This is a genomic window from Acrocarpospora sp. B8E8 (genome assembly GCF_039871605.1).
Classification (GTDB): domain Bacteria; phylum Actinomycetota; class Actinomycetes; order Streptosporangiales; family Streptosporangiaceae; genus Acrocarpospora; species Acrocarpospora macrocephala.
Genome location: NZ_JBDPLV010000004.1, coordinates 122,109 through 138,901, shown reverse-complemented (window position 1 = coordinate 138,901; position 16,793 = coordinate 122,109). Strand labels below are relative to the sequence as shown.

The following is a 16,793-nucleotide window of genomic DNA, read 5'->3' as shown; positions in this document are numbered from 1 at the left end:
TCTATACGTACGACAGTGCCCCGAACCAGCCCTCATGTCAACGATTCAGCAAGCTCCCGGGCGGCACCCATCACCAGCTCCCCGACCGCCTCGACATCCAACTGCCCAAACGTGATAACCCCGACCGACGCCGCCAGCCACGGCACCCCCAGAATCGGCGCGGCCACCCCCCGAGCCCCCTCCTGCAACTGTCCTTCGGACGCCTGAAACCCCACGACCCCGTCCCGCTGCGCCAGGATCGCCAACCCCGCCGCCCCTCGGGACAGCGGATGCCGCGAACCCTCCCGATAAGCCACATGCATATCCGTCCACGACGGCTCCACCACCGCGATCGCCAGCCCATCACCGCCTTCGGCCACGGTCAGATGCGCGGTCGCCCCCGCCCGCTCCGCCAGCCTGCGCAACGCCGGCAACGCGGCAGCCCGCAACAGCGGCTGCACCGCCTGCGCCAGCACCAGCACCCCGAACCCGAGATGCACCCGCCCATCCGAATCCCGCCGCGCGAACCCCTCCTGCTGCAACGTATTGATCAGCCGATACACCACCGGCCTGCTCAACCCCAGCTCAGCGGCGAGCTCAGTCGGCGTACGCCCCCGCTGCCCATCCGCGAGCACGCGCAGCAACCGCAGCCCCCGCTCCAACGTCTGCGCTGCCTCGCCCGCCATCCTCCGATTATGGCTGGTATGGCACCCTGGCCCGATGAGGACCGTAATCGTGGTAGGCGCAGGTATCTGGGGCACCTCACTGGCCTTGCGCCTAGCCGACACCGGCTGGCAAGTGACCTTGATCGAGCAGTACGCCCCCGGCCACATCCGCCAGGCCAGCGCCGGCGAAACCCGCCTGCTGCGCTGCGCCCACGGCCACGACGACTGGTACGCCAAACTCGCCTGGAAAGCCCGCGAGGGCTGGCGCCGCCTAGGCGAACGCGCCGGCGAAGAATTGTTCCTGGAAACCGGAATCATGTGGTTCGCCCGCCAGGAACACGGCTGGGAATCCGCCAGCACCCAGGTCCTGAAAAATCTGGACATCTCCGTTGAACTGCTGGATCCCGCCGACGCCGGCCGCGCCTTCCCCGACTTCCGCGGCGACGACCTCACCTTCGTCCTGCGCGAACCGCACGCCGGAGTCGTACGCGCCCGCCGCGCCACCCAGATCACCGCCCGCCTCGCCCAGTCCGCAGGCGTCACCACGATCCGCGCCGAGGCCCTCCCCCACCCCGACGGCGGCGTACAGGTGAACGGCGAGACCCTCCGCGCCGACCGCATCGTCTGGGCCTGCGGCGCCTGGCTCCCCGGCCTCTTCGACCTCCCCGTCACGGTCACCCGCCAGGACACCCTGCACTTCGACGTCCCCGCCACCTGGGCGAGCATCCCCGCCTTCTGCGAATACGACAGCTCGATCTACGGCCACGGCGACATCGACGGCGCGGGCCTGAAATGCACCAGCGACCTGGAAGGCGACCCCTACGACCCGCGCACCGGCAGCCGCCAGATCCTCCCGCGGAGCGAACTTCTCGCCCGCGACTACCTCAGCCGCCGCTTCCCCAGCCTCGCCGCCGCCCCCGTCCTGTTCAGCCAGGTCTGCCAGTACGGCCTGACCCCCGACGCCGAATGGATCATCGCGGAAGTCCGCCCGTCCGAATGGGTGATCGGCGGCGACTCGGGCCACGGCTTCAAACACGCCCCCGCCCTGGCCGACTACCTCGCCGACATCCTCGACGACACCCAGGAGCCCGACCCCCGCTTCGGCCTGCACCCGCGCTCCGCGACCCGCGGCTTGCGCACAAGCGGTCAGACTGGTTGATCCTTATACTGTCCGGGGCGATCACCAAGAACCCTGGAGTGAAGATGCGTTTGAGGCGGATTGCGGCCATCGGTGCTCTGGCGGGAGCCATCTCGATCTGGCTGCCCGGATCCGCGGCGCATGCGTCCGGGGAATCCTGCAACGACGAGCTCCCGGCGGGCACGCCCTCCTACGTCGTCTGCCGCTGGCTGGCCAAACCCGACGAAGCCCTCCAGGTCGCCATGAACTGGCTGGCCGACGACGCCCGCAACCTCCAGGAAGCAGAGCCGTACGGCTCGCCGGCCGTCGAGATCACCTGCACCGACGGCCCTTGCCCGACGGGCGAGGGCGAGGCGTACGACGAGGACCAGGCCGGCCCCGCCGAGGACGGCGGGGACGTCGTGTGCGACCCGCCCGGCACGACCTGCACGGTCGAACCCGACGAGGTCGAGGCGGCGGCCCAGACGCCCACCGGACAGGCGGTCGAGACCGCGAGTGAGACCGGGCTGCGGGTCTGGATCAACACCGAGCTCGCCGACGACTGGAAGGCGGGGGAGCAGGCCTTCACGGCAGCGATCAAGAACATCGGCGCCCTGGCCGCCCAGCCCGGCGTGGCCGGCATCCGCTTCACCAACCAACTCGGCTACAACGCCACCTTCACCACCGCCGAGGACCTCACCAAGTTCGTCACCGCCGCCTCGACCGCGCTACGCGAGATCGCCCCCGGCAAGAAACTGGGCCTGCACACCGTGGTCCCCGTGTTCGCCTGCGGCGGCCAAACCGCCTGCGTCAAGACCATGACGACGCAGTACCCGCTGCTCACCCCCGCCGTGATCGAACCGCTGCTCACCGGCGGCAAGATCGACCAGCTCACCCTGGACAGCGGCATGGCCCCCGGCTACACCAAGTGGAAGATCACCGCCCAGGAGGCCCGCCGCAACCAGTGGATCCAGGTCAAAGCCCGCGCCTGGGACGCCCTCGCCCAAGTCGGCGCCGAAGACGCCGGCCTGGTCGGCCCCTCATTGACCACCGCCCAAGCCAAGACCGCCACCGCCCAGCGCATCGTGCTCCCCCTGGAAGACGGCGCCGCAACAGTCAACATCTGGTCTCGCTACGTGGACACCAAGGGCACCGTCCACGGTATCCCCGCCGCCACCTGGGCCCAACTGGAGAAGCTCGAACCCCTCCAGCGCCGCCTCACCACCCTCTACACCCCTGGCACCGACGACCTCGCCAAACTGGCGAAGGTCTTCAGCCAGGTGTACATCGCGGCCTGAAGCCCGGTCAGCCGGGCGGATTCGCCCGGCTGATTCGATGCCGTGAGAGATCAGGATTTCTGAACTCGCACAGCCGTATTCGGGCAGGCTGACGAATGTCAAACTCCTGGATCTAGCGGGCGGACTGGAGCCAGCCGCCGAACTCCTCCAGGTTGATCAGGCCGTCGCCGTCGCCGTCCACCTTGCGGATGACGGCTTCCGCGCCATCTTCGCCGAGCGGCTGGCCGAGCAGGTCCGCGAGCCGGACCAGTTCCTCGGCCGAGATCAAGCCGTCCCCGTCACTGTCGACCAGGCTGAAGGTCGGAGCGTATTCAGACATGTATCCTCCTCAGGTTTCGCGATCAGCACCTTAGTCGGATAAATGGTGTTCAGCAGTCGGCTTGCCTGAACCGTGTGCGGCGGCGAGTCGCTTGCACGGTTCTTAGGGGACCGCCGCAGTGATGCGGTCCTACCCGACCCAGAGATGCGATCCCTCCGGGAGACCCGACCGCACCTTTCCGCAAGCACCCCTGACATCGCCGTACGCCGGGCGCACTCCCACATGATCACCTTTCGTGATCAGCCGCTACACGGAAAGGCTCACTGTTCACCCAGAGAACACTCCAAGCCGCTCACCAGCAGTTACGAGCCCTGATCATGGTCGTCTGGGACAACCTCAACGCACACGTCCACCCTGAGATGCGCGCCTTCATTGACGATCACGACTGGTTGACGATCTTCCAGCTACCCCCGAACTCAAGCCCGCCGAAGGCATCTGGCCCAACCTCAAGGGCCACTGGCAAACCTGGCTGTCCGGGGTGCCGCCTGCAGTACCGGCCCTGGCCTGCTCGACGCCATCATCGCCCATATGGCGGATGGGCGAACCGTATTATTCTCCCCCTAATGGTGGAGGTGTGTGCGGGAATCCGTCATTTGACCCATTGATGTCTGATGACTCCGCAGGAAGCATGGAAACCGGCGAAATCGGCCAGGGGAGGTGGAAGAGGAGTTCAGCTCAATGCTGAAAAGACTGTTATCCATTGTGGGCCCGGTCCATGCGTATTCAGGGATCCCGGCGGGCACCAGGCGGCGCACTAATTTTGCTGACCGCCGAACCAAGGAGGGGAAATTTGCCCGTCAGAAAAACAGCCAGGAACCTAACACTGGCCATCGCCATTAGCACTCTCACGCTGATGGCCGGAGCATCACCTGCCAGCGCCGGTCATGACGGCCAGTGTAATTATGCGATAGAGGACGGTGACGTCTGCCTCTATCGCTTGACGAGCCTTACTGGCGGCATGCTGGACTTCACCAGGTCCGATCGGAGCTACACAACCGCCGCAGACGTCTTCTGTTCGTATCCTGGGGAACCCACCAATGCGCGAACCGCGACTTTCGGTCCGCCGACAAGGGGCGAATGTGCTGGGTTTCGGACGGTCGATATTCTCTGCGTGGATGTGCCGCGCAAATCGCCGTATTCAGCTAGAAAAGCGTCTGGACTGGGGTGACCGCTAACAGTGATTCGAGCGTGACGTGCTTCGCATTGACGGACACTTCAAGAGCGTTGACAATAGAAGTCATGGGGGTTGGGAATCGCAGGCAAGATTTTTCGTAAACCTTGCGATGTCCGCAGTGATCGGACTCCACATCCTCCGGACCGAAGCGAGAGAACTCACTCCGTACTGTCGCGCCGAAAGGCGATCGAGAGGGGAATTAGTTGGTATTCGGCTTGCGCCAAATCAGATCCCTGGTACGCGCCAAGGCCCTGGCGGCGCTGGGCGTGGGCGTGCTCGCGGGGTTAACCGCGATGCCCGCCGGAACCGCCTACGCGGACTCCATGAACAGGTGGGCGACCGCGAGCGACTACGGCAACGGCTACCTGTATCTCGAAATCCTCAATTCGAGCATGGATCCGCTCGCCAAAGTCATCGCCTACCCGTACAACAGTTCGTCGAGCAATCAGCAGTGGTGGGACGCTCAGCAGTCCGACGGTTACTACTCCATACAGAACCTCCACAGCGGTCTGGTCCTGGACAGGTGGGATGATTACAGTGGCCCTGGCAGTGATGGCGGATGCAGCAGCCCGATGCAATACTGGTGGGTCGACGAGCCCCAGCAGCATTGGGGTTACCGGGTCGAATACAGTAATTACTACGGTGCATGGTTTACGATGTGGGTGAACAAGGCCGGGTGCTCGGGCGACCTTTATCAGGACACGCTCGGTGTTAATAATTCCACGGCCGCGGGCTACGGCCGCTGGACGACGCAGTTCCATACGGACCACTGCGTTTATGGGAACAGCTACGGAATCTACCACCAGTGCTACTGGAGGAGGGGGACCCCGTGACGCTTCAGCCAAGGAGAGCAGTCGCCGTCGTCGCCGCCGCCACGGCACTCGCGTCGATTTCCGCTGTTGGTTTCATCGTAATCCAGCTGTCCGCCGCCAATACGGCGGTGACCGCCGCCGTCGACCCCACCGTCGAGCCTTCGCTGTCCAACGGTATGCGCCCGACCTCCGCGCCTCTTGGGGGGGAGGGCGAGCCTCCGCTGGGCGACATCGTGAAGGTCCACGATTCCACGCATGTGACGTTGCCGCTCGATCCGTACCTCACTCCGATGAGCGACATCAGGCTCATCGACCAGGCTCGCGACATCGCGTCCGCCGCGTGCATGAGGTCACTCGGCTTCACTCACTGGACGGCCAACACCATCCGCACCTGGAGCCCCGGAGACTATCGCGAGTCCGACATCTTCGAATACCTGGATCCGAAGGCCGCCGCTGATTCGGGGTACCCGCGCCTCCCGGCGGAGACCATGCCGCGCGGTTTCACCGAGTCGAAGCACGAACCCACCCGTGAGGAAAGAAAGGCGTTCGACGGGGCCGCGGCTCAGACCGAGACGGGGCGCGCCATCCCCGCGAAAGGATGTGCCGGCCAGGCGGACGAGAAGCTCTACGGCACCGTGAGAAAACTCCCCGCCGACCCTCGCGGCCTGGCCGTCGCCTCCCGTTCACGAGCCATCCGCGACAGCCGGGTGCAGGCGGCTCTGGCCGCCTGGCGTGCCTGCATGCAGGATGTCGGCCTCACCTCGTACGACCATCCGGTCACCGCCCAAGGCGACCCGAGGTGGGAGTCGCGCGCCGAGGGCACGCCGGCGTCCGCCGAGGAGAGGCGGGTCGCCGCCGCCGATGCGAACTGCCAGGCGGAGCTGAATCTCGTCGGGACGTACAAGGCGGTCAGAGCCGCGTACGAACATCGGCTTCTCGACGGGAACAAGGAGAAGATCGCCGAATCCCGACAGATCTTCGCCGGCTGGGTGAGCAACGCGAAGCAGATCATCAAGGCGGGCTGAGAGAGCCGACGTCCGACCGGACGGTTCTTGACGGGGATCCCCGTAGGACGAGGCCGAGGGCCACGGGAACAGCGGAGGAAAGGCGTGCTTTCCTCCGCTGTTCCACGTCGGTTGTCTGTTTCTCGCCGAACAGGGCCGGTTCTCCTGACATGGAAGTCCGCCCGCCTTCTTTCTCCGGTCCCCGTCACCTGAAACGGGGCCGAACCAGCGTCCTTACAAGCTTCGAAGACGGAGGTCTGAGTGGCTATCGCCGGTAGGCCGTATACCGCTCTTGTGTTGTCCGTAATTACCGCTTTATCAATGGTCGGTGGTGTGGGTGCGGCAACGGCCGAGACTCGGGCGCCCACCAGGGGAGTCGCCCCGCAACCATCGGCGAAAGCCGCGGTCGAGCCGGCCGGAGACCTGACTGAGCTCTCGTCGGTGGAGACGTCGCAGCGTGACCGCGTGCTTCCCGCAGGGTGGCGGACGTCCAAGGATCTCGCTGTGGCCGCCGCTGGCGATGCGACCGGCTTTCACCTGCTCGTCGCGGAGGCGCGCACCGGTTACCAGTGGCGAACGCTGGCGACCCTCAGCGAACCGGGCATGGACACCGATCAGTGGATCGGAAACGCGTGTCTGACCGGGTCGGGGAGCCATGTGATGGCGGTCTACGCGCCCCGCTATTTCACCAACCGATCCGAACTCTTCGCTCGGGGCGCCTTCGCTGCGGTCGTCGATGTCGCGAGCGGCGCGGTGACCAAGCTCAAAGATCAAGTGACCTTGGCGTACTTCAATCCGGGCTGTGGTGCGGACGGCACGGTCGCGCTCACCCAGGGTGCGGACGACAAGCACCGGACCAGCCGACTTCTTCGGGTGGAGGCGGGCGGGGGGAAGGTCACCGACGCTGTGGTGATTCCCGGACAGATCACCTCGGCTGTGCCGTACGAGGACGGGTTCGCGGCCGCCAAGGGCGGTGCGCTTGTCGCCGTCTCCGGGTCCGGGAAGGTCAGGCGTCTGGCTGAGGCCCGTTCCGTGCCGTTTGACCTGCGGGTGGACGCTCAGGGAGGCGTGGCGTTCGTCGAGCAGGCCGAGGACGGCGTGACCGTCAGGTACCACTCCGGCGGCAGGACCCGGACGCTGGCCACGGGAGCGCTGGGGGAGGTGTCCGTTCAGGCGGGGAGCGGCGGCAGGATCTTCCTCTTGGGCGGGGCGCGGAACGCCCGCGACCTTCCGGGGACGATGAGCCTGGTGACAGGCCCCGCGTCCGGTCAGGTCTCCTCGCAGGGGACGCTCGTCGTCAGGAGCGCGTCCCGGCGCGGCCTGCGTGAAGGGCTCCGAGGAGATCCCAAGGACACCGGAATTTCCGGAGTCGGCAGGGACGACGGTGGAGCCGAAACGATTGACGTGGCGGCGGAGGTCTCCGCGACCAAGGCGAAGCTGACCTTCCGCGTGGAGCCGGAGCTGCGGCGGGCACCGAAGATCCACACGGGCGGAGTCCTGAATCCCCGCCTCGCGGCGATCGCGGAGCGTGCCGACAAGGCGGCGGCCGGAACATCGGCAGGGCTGACCCTCGCGGAGAGCCCGATCGACGACGGCCACACCTGCGCGGTCCCGCGCAACGATCCGAAGCTGCAGGTGTACCAGCCGCACTGGCGTCAGGTCGAATGGGCTGTCGACCAGCTGGTTTTCAAGCGCCTGACGGTGACCCGACCGACCGGCGGGGGGGACAACTGGAAGGGCTCGGGGTTGCCAAATTGGCCCCCGCAGACGATGTTCCCCGCGCATGATCTCCTGGGAGGAGGCCGGGTGCCGACGAACATCATGCTCGGCATCCTCGCCCAGGAGTCGAACCTCTGGCAGGCCCAGCGGAGGGCCTTCGAGGGTGAGACGGGTAACCCGCTGGTGGGGAACTATTACGGGGTCAATATCTACGACAGCGACCCTTCCAACGACTGGGCCATCGACTTTTCCCAGGCGGACTGCGGGTACGGCATCTCGCAGCAGACCGACGGAATGCGTAAGGCCGGGTCCGAGCGACCGGGGGAGACGGCGTGGCCGCCGGACAAGCAGAAGGCCGTGGCCCTGGACTATGTCACCAACATCGCGGCGGGCCTGCGGACGCTGACCGAGAAGTGGAACCAGATCTGGACCGACACCAACGGCGCCATGATCGCGAACAATGGAAGCGCGTCGAAGCTGGAGAACTGGTATTTCGCCGTCTGGGCCTACAACTCCGGCTGGCATCCGAAGTCGGAGGCCAACGGCAACGATGCGAACGGCCAGCCGAACAACGGCGCCTGGGGTGCCGGCTGGACCAACAATCCCTCCAATTCGTTCTGGAAACCCGGTCGGCATCCCTTCCTGGACGGCAACACGTACGCGGACGCGGCGACGCCGCAGTTCTGGCCCTACCAGGAGAAGGTGCTCGGCTGGGCGGCCTGGCCCATCACCAAGACCTACTGGGACACGGCCCAGGGCAAATACGTGGACCAGGCGGGTTACAACGCCGCGTGGTGGAACCACAACGACTACCGCTCGTCCGTGGTCCCCGTCATTCAGAAGGTGAACGTCTTCGCGGTGGACCTCAACGCCTTCTGCGTCGCGGCCACGCCGGGCAGCACCGCGCACAACGACTGCCAGCCGGGGACGTCGAACTATGAGAACCCGGCCGCCAGTACGGCGGGCACCTGCACCCGGGCGGATTTCAAGTGCTGGTGGCACCTGCCCAAGGCGTGGAAGGGCGACTGCTCGGCCATGTGCGGCAACGAGGGCACGATCCGCTACGACGCCACCTGGGCCGGCACGGAACGTGAGGAACCACGGGACTTCTGGTATCCGTGCAAGACCCCCGGGCTGCCGTCCGGCGCCCAGATCGTCGACGACGTGCCCAGTACGGCGCCGGCCGTCCGCGGAGGCTGCGACAACTCCGGCTGGACCAACGCTGGCGGCTTCACCCTCGAATTCGGCCGCGACGCCAGCGGGAAGACGCCCGCCAAGGCGGACTTCCAGCAGCTCGGCAACGGGTTCGGCGGACACCAGTGGTTCGGCTACGCCAGGAACGCGAGCAACAACGGAGCCGTGATGAGGGTCGTCGGCACCTGGACTCTGGGCCAGCAGCTGAACGGGGCGGCACAGGTCTTCGTCCACCTGCCAGACCATTACGGATACACCAAACAGGCGCGTTACGACGTGCACACCGCGCAGGGCATCCGATCACGGGTGATCACGCAGCGTCCGGTCAAGGCGAATCCCGGGCAGGCGGCCAACCGCTGGGTGCCGCTCGGCGTGTTCACCTTCTCCGGCACGGCCAAGGTCTCGCTGAGCACGCTCAACGGCGAGGGCGCCGGAGACGAAAGCGTGGTCTTCGACGCCGTGGCATTCGTCCCGACCACCTGTCCGTGACGCTCCTCGGTTGCCGGGCTCCCTGGCAACCGTTGCGGTTCAGCTACCCATTCTGTTCGTCACCTCTCACCGTAGGCGGAAGATTTGTTATCTCCATATCAAACCCGTCGCCGAATGCGGGTAGTGGCATTGGCGGTCGTCGGCGTGCTCGTGGCGGTCCTGCAGTCGGCCACGGCGCCGAACGCCCTCGCGCGGCCGACGTCGACACCGACGCCGGCGGCCCCATCCGCCCAGCCGGAACCGCCGGTTCCCGGCGAGACGCCCGGGCCGTACCGAGCGGTGGAGCGGCCAGAAAGCGAGCTGCACAAGCAGCTCGCGGCCCAGAAACCCGACTTCGGCGATGACGGCCAGATTTCGAAAGCATGGTCGCGTGGCGAGATCGGCGTCGACGAATACATCCGGAACACGATTCTGAAGATCGCGGATCCGGGTCGGCTGCCGAAGAGATTCAGGGACGAGAAGATATCCCATGAAACGGGCTTCACCATGGTCCATGCGCTTTCACTGCTCAACCAGGCATCGGCGGAGACACAAGCCTGGGTGAAGGGCCTGGCCGTCAGGCCAGTAAAGAATACGGCCCCGTCAGCGCTGTTGGCCACCTGGAACGACTGTGCCACGTCGTACATTCAATTCTTGAACTGGTTCACCTGTAAGCGCTCGCTTTCGATAGGTCATGAATTCGATATCTATTACAATATCGACGGGTTCTCCATCGACGCCGCCGAGATCCCGCTGAACGGGATCCCGGACGTCGACACGAGCCCGGCGAACGGTGTTCCGGATGCCATCGACAAGATCGAGGCGTCGCTCAGGGTGGCGTGGTCGCAGTACCAGTCCATGGGGTATGGCCTCACGGGAGACCGCGTCGAGATATATGTCGGTTTCGATGTCAACGACAATCCCGGGCTGACCTTCCCCTTCGGGGATTTCGTCGACGGCGGGCCGGTGATCTTCCTCCCCACGGACCCTGCGGAGATGGTGGACGCGAATGGCAACCCTTTCCGCAACGAGGAGTGGTACACCTATCTCATCCGGCACGAGCTATTTCACGCGGTCCAATATCATTACCTGCCGAGCCTCCACTTCTTCGGCCACATCCCCTCGATCAACTGGTGGATGGAGGCGACCGCGGAATGGGCGACCGACGTCGTCTACCGTCAGGCCAACCCGGCGGAGGCGGGATGGCAGCACTACGCCAGGGCCCTGAAATCAGTCCTCGCCGAGGCTGGCGGTCCGGAAAGCGCGCTGAACGCGAGTGACGGCCTGGGCGGGAGCAGGCAGTACGGGGCCTTCATATTCGCCGAGTATCTAGCCGAGCGAACCGGCACCGTTGATTTCGTACGGAAGACCTGGGAGGAGATGGACGACAAGCTGCCGCTGGAGGCGATAGAGCAGGTGCTGGCAGGTTACGGCCTCAACCTGATCACCGAAGTGCAGGGATTCGCGGTGGCCAACTACCGGCTCACCGGAAAGACCACCGATCTCTCCGCGTTCATCGGCGCCGCGGACGGATACTCCCATGCTCACGCGACCACCACCTGGCGCGGCCTGCTCGGCGCTGACGCTCGTCCCAGGCGGGCGGCGCAGAGCGCCATGACCTGGGGCGGCTCGGCGAGCGGGAGCACCAGAATCTGGCACGGGGGCGCCTCCTACCTTGAGTTCACCCCACCCGCCACGGGAAACGGCAGGTTGTCCGTCCGGGTCGACGCGCCCGATCAGGCCGGGGTCGACAGCGAGGTCGAGTTCAACTACTTCCTCGTGGCGTGGAACAACCTGTCGTCCAGGACACCATTGCGATGGGCGCGCGCCCTGTCCAGGGGAGACGAGGAAACGCACGAACTCACCATCAAAATCAACGCGGGAGAGGCGGCGACGTTGATCGCGGTCCGCAGCGACCTCTGGCAGGAGTCACAGAATATCCCCAATTCCCTGGCGATGGGGCAGGTCGTGAACTGGACCGCCACCATGGCGGTCCAGGCCGGTACGCAGATGAACGGCGCGTTGAACGCGATGTGGGAAAACCAGGCGGCCAACGCCGGATGCGCGGATTGGAGTGGCGGGGACGCCGTCCAGTCGCTGAAACTGCCGTCGGGTAAGCGGGCCTGGTTCTTCTCGGACACCTTCCTCGGTGATCCGAGTAAACGGCCGACCGGCACCGACACCAGCTTCATGCGCAACTCTGTCGTCGTCCAGAACGGATCCTCGTTACGCACCATCACGGGAGGAAGCACCTGCCAGGAGACCGATCCCAACACGGACTTCTGGTCGCGATACGCCAAGACCCCGGTGGGCGAGGGCGGACAGTACTGGACGGGAGACTCCAAGGTCGCCGGGAACGACGTCGTCAAGTTCTATTACGAGGGGGTGGGGGACGAGAACACGCGTGGCTCGTACGCCAGGCTTCCGATCGCCGGTCTGGAGACGAGCAACACGATCAACGTCACCCCGACGAGGCTGCAGGACTGCTCGGCCCGGAATTCGTTACCCATCATCTGGGGAGCCTCCCTGCTGGACCATGACGGGTACACGTACATATACGGCTGGGAGGGAGACGGCGCCAACGCCGAGAAATCGCTTTTCCTTGCACGTACGCCCGGCAATGTCAACCTCACTGATCAGAGCCAATGGCGGTACTTCGCCGGCCCGGGGAGCAACGGAGCCGCGCAATGGGAGACGACCTGCGCCACGGCCAAGCCGCTGGCACCGAAAGTGGAAATCGACTTCAGCGTCGTCCGCGTCAACGGCTCGTTCTGGCTGGTGCATCACACGCCCGCCTCGCAGGCTCCAGGGAATATAGTCGCCGTGCCTTCCCGGAGCGCGTGGGGGTTCGGAACCACGAAGGTGGACCTTTACACGCCGCCGGAGACCACGACGAACCCGGCCTATTCCTCCGTCTACGGTGCGAGAGTCCAGCCGGGGATCCTGCCGGACAGCAGCAGGGTTCTCATTTCGTACACGGTGAGCAAGAGCGCCGCGAATCTGAGCTGCTGGACGCGCGGCTACTATTTCCCGGACCACCAGTATCCGCGATTCGTTGAAGTTCCCGTCAGCGAGTTCTTCACCGCGGCGCAGATTCCGTAGAAGGGCTCCGAGCCGGCACGGTGGAGGTTCCAGGCGGCCCCATCGTGCCGGCTCAGGAGGTGTACCAGGACGTACATTGGACAGAGAAGCCGCAGTCCCGGCTGGCGGCGCAAGATCCGGAGAGGCCTTGATGAGTACGCGAGGGGCAGTTGTATCCCCGTCTGTATCCCTGTCCAAGATTCGTCTGTGGATCGTGGGACTGGCCGTGGCCGGCGTGATGACCCTGAGTGCCTGCCAGCCCCGGTTCGATGCGCAATTCCATATCATCAACGACACTCACGAGACCGTGACGGTCAGCTGGAAAGGAAACGAGCACAGTCTCGCGACGATCAGCCCGGGACAGGGGACACCCTTCGGGTTCGGCGACAGATGTGATGGAGAAAATGGCGACATCCTGGTCGCCGTCAGCGAGAGCGGCAAAACCTACACCTATGGGCCTGGGATCTGCAATGGAAAGTCCTGGCGAATAAAAGAGTAGCCGCCGGATCACCTGCCACGGGCACGCCGGAATCCCGCGACTCCACTCCTCGCTCGCGGCAACCGAAGGGCCGGCACTCCGGCTGGAAGGCCGTCTACCCGGCGGCGTGACCGGATGAGACCTGGCGAGTCGGGTCGACGCCCGTTTAGCCGTCACCCGACTGAGCCGGGTGACGGCCGCCTAGCCGGAGAGTCCGGCGGCCATCACCGCCTGGGCTCTGGTCCGGGCGCCCAGCTTGCGAAGGATCTCCGTCACATGGGTCTTGACGGTGGAGATCGCTACGCCCAGTTCGGTGGCGATCTCACCGTTCACCTTCCCGCGGGCGATTAGAGTCAGCACTTCGTACTCTCGTTTTGTCAGGATTTGGCGGATCTCGCCGCTCACTGGAGCGAACCTGTCCGTCAGGCCCTGCACCAGGGCTTTGTATAGCGGTCGGTAGCCCATGCTGATGACCCTGATGAGCCAGACAAGCTGCATGGGACCGATGTGATCTCGTCGAATTGGACAAGCGTCTGCTTTGATCAGCATGATGTCGAGCGGGGACCAGTCGGGGGTGAGCACGATCACAGGGATGGGCCGTTCCGACCCTGTCAGGTGATGGCGCAACTGACTGACCAGTGTCACCGTCTCGTCGGTTACGCGATCCACACCCATGATGCAGACCGAGGTCTCGGATAAGGAAGGCTCTCTGCGGAGATCGTGATAGGCGGAAACCTCCACGATGGATTTGATGCCTTCCTCGTGGCGGAGTATCGCCGTGATGCCGCCGCGTGCCAGAGGGTCCCTCTCGATCACGACGACGCGCATGCCCGTCCCGTTGAGGACGGCATGTGAAGCGGCGGAACGCACGCTGAGACAAGTACATGCATGTCAGGCTCCCCGTTGATAGATACGTTCCCCGGCTACCGATGCGATGTGTCCGGCCGAGCGTAACCGTGTTGGTCGGTCGCACATTGAGGATGCAGAACACTGTTTCGGAAGTCGTTGGCTATTTGTGCACAGTATTTGTCGATCTCTGCATGGGCTGGCCGGTGAGGGTGAGCTTCCGGTAGACGCTGGGTGGCATGTCGTACGCGGTCCGGAACGCACGGCTGAAGTGAGCTGCGTCAGTGAAGCCCCATCGGCTTGCGATGGCATGGACAGGGCGCGAGGCGAGCCGGGGGTCGGCCAGGTCGCGGCGGCAGTTCTCCAGGCGTTGCCGGCGTATCCAGGCCGACAGCGTCACATCTTCGTCGTCGAAGATCTGGTAGAGGTGGCGCAGGGAGATCTGGTGGGCGGCGGCGATGGCGGTCGGGGACAGGTTCGGGTCGCTGAGCCGCTGCTGGACGTAGTCGCGGACCCGCACCCGCAGCACGCGTCGATGTGACTCCGGCGATGTGGCGCCGGCATCGTCGAGTTGGTGGGACAGCACGGCCACGAGTAACTCTACGGTGATCGAGTTCAAGGACGGCTCGTCCGCTGCGGTGAACTCGGTGGCATGCCTGTCGAGGTTCGTCAGCCAGCGGCGGAACACCGCGCCGATACCCTGGCGCCCAGAAAAGGAGGCTCCGACAAGCGGGCTGACCATAGTCGGCGGCAGCGGTAACAGCGCACGGGGAATCTCGACGACGATGCCGCAGGCGGTGTCGGGGGCGCATATCCGCCGACCATCGAACGGGCGGGAGGTGTCGAACAGGACGAACTCCCCGGCACTGATCACTGCTTCACAGCCCGCCTGGGCGGTCCACCCCTGCCCGCTGAGGATGAAGTTGACCTGGTACGCCTCGGGGTCGCTCCGCCGGATGTGCTGCGCGGACCTGCGGACGATCAGAGGAGGGTAGGCCATGGTGGAGATCTGCACATTGCCTAGCTCCACCGTCCGCACCCAGCCGCGGAAGTCGTTCTGCTCACTATGCACCCGGGAGGGTGTCAGCGATCTTTCCACGCTCTCAATCCAGCCGGGGAAGCGGTCATGGGCTGGCAGGCCATCAGTGCTGAATTCACTCACCCGCATGGCGTAACTCCTCGTTAGGGCATCGCCTCGCCCTTGCGGCGCGTATCTGCCGATGCCTGCCCGGTAGTGAACAGATGATCATATTGCCGATGTTGTACCCTACAGAGGCCATAGCGCACGATGTGGGAATGGTACCGAATGCGCTGAGCTGTCCGAATTTGCGTGCAGGGCGAGTCAGCGGGTGCTCTCAGTTCGTCGGCTGAATTGGCCGACTGCGGCGTCAGGTGACAGTGGCAATGGAAAGCACAGCAGGCGGGGATGTTTGGCATGGTCAGCATGGCTATGGCATCAAGATCGCGGATCGTTGGCGTTCGGCAGTGGTTTGACTGCTAGGCGAGTAACCATTCCAGGGCGGTCGGGAACCGCTGGGTCCACCAGTAGTGGTCGTGGCCGCCGATCCACTCCTCGTGGCGTACCCGCCCGCCGATCCCGGCCAGCCGCCTGGCCCATTCGGCGGAGGCCGAGCGGAAACCTGGTTCCAGCGTGCCCGCGCCGAGGTAATGGCGGCCCAGCGTGTGCACCTCGGCGGGCGGTGGGATGCCAGGACTCAACGCGGCCACCCCGGTGAACACGTCGGGCCGCCGCTGCGCCGCCGTCAGCGCCCACACCGCGCCGTTGGAGTAGCCGCCGCTCATCCAGTGCCCCGAGGCCGGAAACCGCTCCTCCGCCCAGGGAATGACCTCGTCGACCACGAACGCCAGATGCGCCGCGAACCGATCCGGGTCCGCGTCGGGCAGATACTCCCGCGCCCGCGGATCCGGATACGCCCCGGCCCCATGATCGCTGTCGATCCCCACCAGCACGACCGCCGGGAACTTCCCGGCCAGGATCGCCGGTTCGACCGTACGCGCGAAGAGGCCCACCGATCCGCCATCGGCCACACAGCACGCCGGCACCAGACCACCGCCGATCGGCGGCCGATAGAGGGTGATAGCCCGAGGCCGCCCCGCGAACTCCACCTCATGCCGCTCCACCGTACCGACCAGGGCCTGCGCGACCGGCCGAGGCTCGACCGCCTCCGGCCCGTGCCAGCGCACCTCATCCATGGCAGTACGGCTCCCGCCGACACACGGGACGATATCGATGACAGCCTCATCCAGTCGGCGGATCCGCAGCGAGGCCTCCCACAGATCGTCGGTCCCCTCCACCAGCCAGAGCCGCGGCCGGACGCCACCGATCAACTCCACCCGCCGCGCCGCCCCCCGCCACACCACATGCAAAACGTCATCCTCGGCCCACACCGCGAGACCGTCGTCCCCAAGACGTTTGCGCAGCGAGTCCGGATCGCGGGGAGTCCACACCCGCATGACGTTGACACCCTCGGGGAGCGCGCTGTCGTACCGCTCAGCGGCCTCACGACGCTCCACGTCCACGGACTGAAACTAGAGCGCCACCGAGTCCCCGTAAAGCGTTATTTGGGCGTTTCATCCAACGGATACGGAAACGGTACGCAAAGGAGCGTTTACAGCGG

13 protein-coding genes are annotated in these 16,793 nt (G+C 65.4%); 7 read left to right on the top strand and 6 right to left on the bottom strand.

Translation table 11 applies throughout. The features are described 5' to 3' along the window. Window positions 1-32: 32 nt before the first annotated feature. On the bottom strand, window positions 33-665 hold the full coding sequence (locus tag ABGB08_RS05875; RefSeq protein ID WP_347587080.1) for a helix-turn-helix domain-containing protein: 633 nt from the start codon (window positions 663-665) through the stop codon (window positions 33-35). A 34-nt stretch (window positions 666-699) separates the two neighbouring features. On the opposite strand from ABGB08_RS05875, the gene ABGB08_RS05870 reads away from it, so the two are divergent. Both ABGB08_RS05870 and ABGB08_RS05865 read left to right on the top strand, forming a co-directional pair. Continuing rightward, entirely contained in the window at window positions 700-1,803 is a 1,104-nt protein-coding gene (locus ABGB08_RS05870) for an FAD-dependent oxidoreductase (protein WP_347587078.1), read from the top strand. A gap of 44 nt (window positions 1,804-1,847) precedes the next feature. Continuing rightward, window positions 1,848-3,059 (top strand): hypothetical protein, encoded by a 1,212-nt coding sequence (locus ABGB08_RS05865; RefSeq protein ID WP_347587076.1) that lies wholly within the window; start codon window positions 1,848-1,850, stop codon window positions 3,057-3,059. 112 nt (window positions 3,060-3,171) lie between these two features. On the opposite strand, the gene ABGB08_RS05860 is transcribed toward ABGB08_RS05865, so the two are convergent. Continuing rightward, window positions 3,172-3,378 carry an EF-hand domain-containing protein gene (locus ABGB08_RS05860; RefSeq protein ID WP_155346241.1) on the bottom strand — a complete coding sequence of 69 codons (207 nt, stop codon included), beginning with the start codon at window positions 3,376-3,378 and terminating at the stop codon, window positions 3,172-3,174. Between the two features lie 1,377 nt (window positions 3,379-4,755). Here ABGB08_RS05860 and ABGB08_RS05855 point away from each other — a divergent pair. From ABGB08_RS05855 to ABGB08_RS05845, 3 genes are all read left to right on the top strand, one after another. Next, window positions 4,756-5,385 (top strand): RICIN domain-containing protein, encoded by a 630-nt coding sequence (locus tag ABGB08_RS05855; protein WP_347587074.1) that lies wholly within the window; start codon window positions 4,756-4,758, stop codon window positions 5,383-5,385. Next, window positions 5,382-6,389: a hypothetical protein gene (locus ABGB08_RS05850; RefSeq protein WP_347587072.1), complete on the top strand. Its 1,008-nt coding sequence runs from the start codon at window positions 5,382-5,384 to the stop codon at window positions 6,387-6,389. The genes ABGB08_RS05855 and ABGB08_RS05850 overlap by 4 nt, the downstream gene beginning before the upstream one ends. Before the next feature lie 312 nt (window positions 6,390-6,701). Beyond that, window positions 6,702-9,770, top strand: a complete 3,069-nt coding sequence (locus ABGB08_RS05845; protein ID WP_347587070.1) for a hypothetical protein — start codon at window positions 6,702-6,704, stop codon at window positions 9,768-9,770. 98 nt (window positions 9,771-9,868) lie between these two features. Here ABGB08_RS05845 and ABGB08_RS05840 read toward each other — a convergent pair whose 3' ends face one another. Next, the gene (locus ABGB08_RS05840; RefSeq protein WP_347587068.1) at window positions 9,869-10,396 is read right to left on the bottom strand and encodes a hypothetical protein; all 528 of its coding nucleotides are present in this window, start codon (window positions 10,394-10,396) and stop codon (window positions 9,869-9,871) included. Between the two features lie 7 nt (window positions 10,397-10,403). Here ABGB08_RS05840 and ABGB08_RS05835 point away from each other — a divergent pair, with 7 nt between their 5' ends. After that, window positions 10,404-12,851 carry a hypothetical protein gene (locus ABGB08_RS05835; protein WP_347587066.1) on the top strand — a complete coding sequence of 816 codons (2,448 nt, stop codon included), beginning with the start codon at window positions 10,404-10,406 and terminating at the stop codon, window positions 12,849-12,851. A gap of 193 nt (window positions 12,852-13,044) precedes the next feature. Then, window positions 13,045-13,329 carry a hypothetical protein gene (locus ABGB08_RS05830; protein ID WP_347587064.1) on the top strand — a complete coding sequence of 95 codons (285 nt, stop codon included), beginning with the start codon at window positions 13,045-13,047 and terminating at the stop codon, window positions 13,327-13,329. Between the two features lie 180 nt (window positions 13,330-13,509). On the opposite strand, the gene ABGB08_RS05825 is transcribed toward ABGB08_RS05830, so the two are convergent. The 3 genes from ABGB08_RS05825 to ABGB08_RS05815 all read right to left on the bottom strand — a co-directional run bounded on the left by ABGB08_RS05825 (window position 13,510) and on the right by ABGB08_RS05815 (window position 16,695). Continuing rightward, window positions 13,510-14,136, bottom strand: a complete 627-nt coding sequence (locus ABGB08_RS05825) for a response regulator transcription factor (RefSeq protein WP_347587062.1) — start codon at window positions 14,134-14,136, stop codon at window positions 13,510-13,512. Between the two features lie 181 nt (window positions 14,137-14,317). Next, window positions 14,318-15,253, bottom strand: a complete 936-nt coding sequence (locus tag ABGB08_RS05820; RefSeq protein ID WP_347587060.1) for a helix-turn-helix domain-containing protein — start codon at window positions 15,251-15,253, stop codon at window positions 14,318-14,320. Between the two features lie 398 nt (window positions 15,254-15,651). Beyond that, window positions 15,652-16,695 carry an alpha/beta hydrolase-fold protein gene (locus tag ABGB08_RS05815; protein WP_347587058.1) on the bottom strand — a complete coding sequence of 348 codons (1,044 nt, stop codon included), beginning with the start codon at window positions 16,693-16,695 and terminating at the stop codon, window positions 15,652-15,654. Between the last annotated feature and the right edge of the window lie 98 nt (window positions 16,696-16,793).

Excerpts from the sequence above, each read along its gene's own strand:
- ABGB08_RS05875 (WP_347587080.1), bottom strand. The coding sequence starts at position 665 with ATGGCGGGCGAGGCAGCGCAGACGTTGGAGCGGGGGCTGCGGTTGCTG.
- ABGB08_RS05870 (WP_347587078.1), top strand. The coding sequence starts at position 700 with ATGAGGACCGTAATCGTGGTAGGCGCAGGTATCTGGGGCACCTCACTG.
- ABGB08_RS05865 (WP_347587076.1), top strand. The coding sequence starts at position 1,848 with ATGCGTTTGAGGCGGATTGCGGCCATCGGTGCTCTGGCGGGAGCCATC.
- ABGB08_RS05840 (WP_347587068.1), bottom strand. The coding sequence starts at position 10,396 with ATGTACGACGTGGCACAGTCGTTCCAGGTGGCCAACAGCGCTGACGGG.
- ABGB08_RS05860 (WP_155346241.1), bottom strand. The coding sequence starts at position 3,378 with ATGTCTGAATACGCTCCGACCTTCAGCCTGGTCGACAGTGACGGGGAC.
- ABGB08_RS05825 (WP_347587062.1), bottom strand. The coding sequence starts at position 14,136 with ATGCGCGTCGTCGTGATCGAGAGGGACCCTCTGGCACGCGGCGGCATC.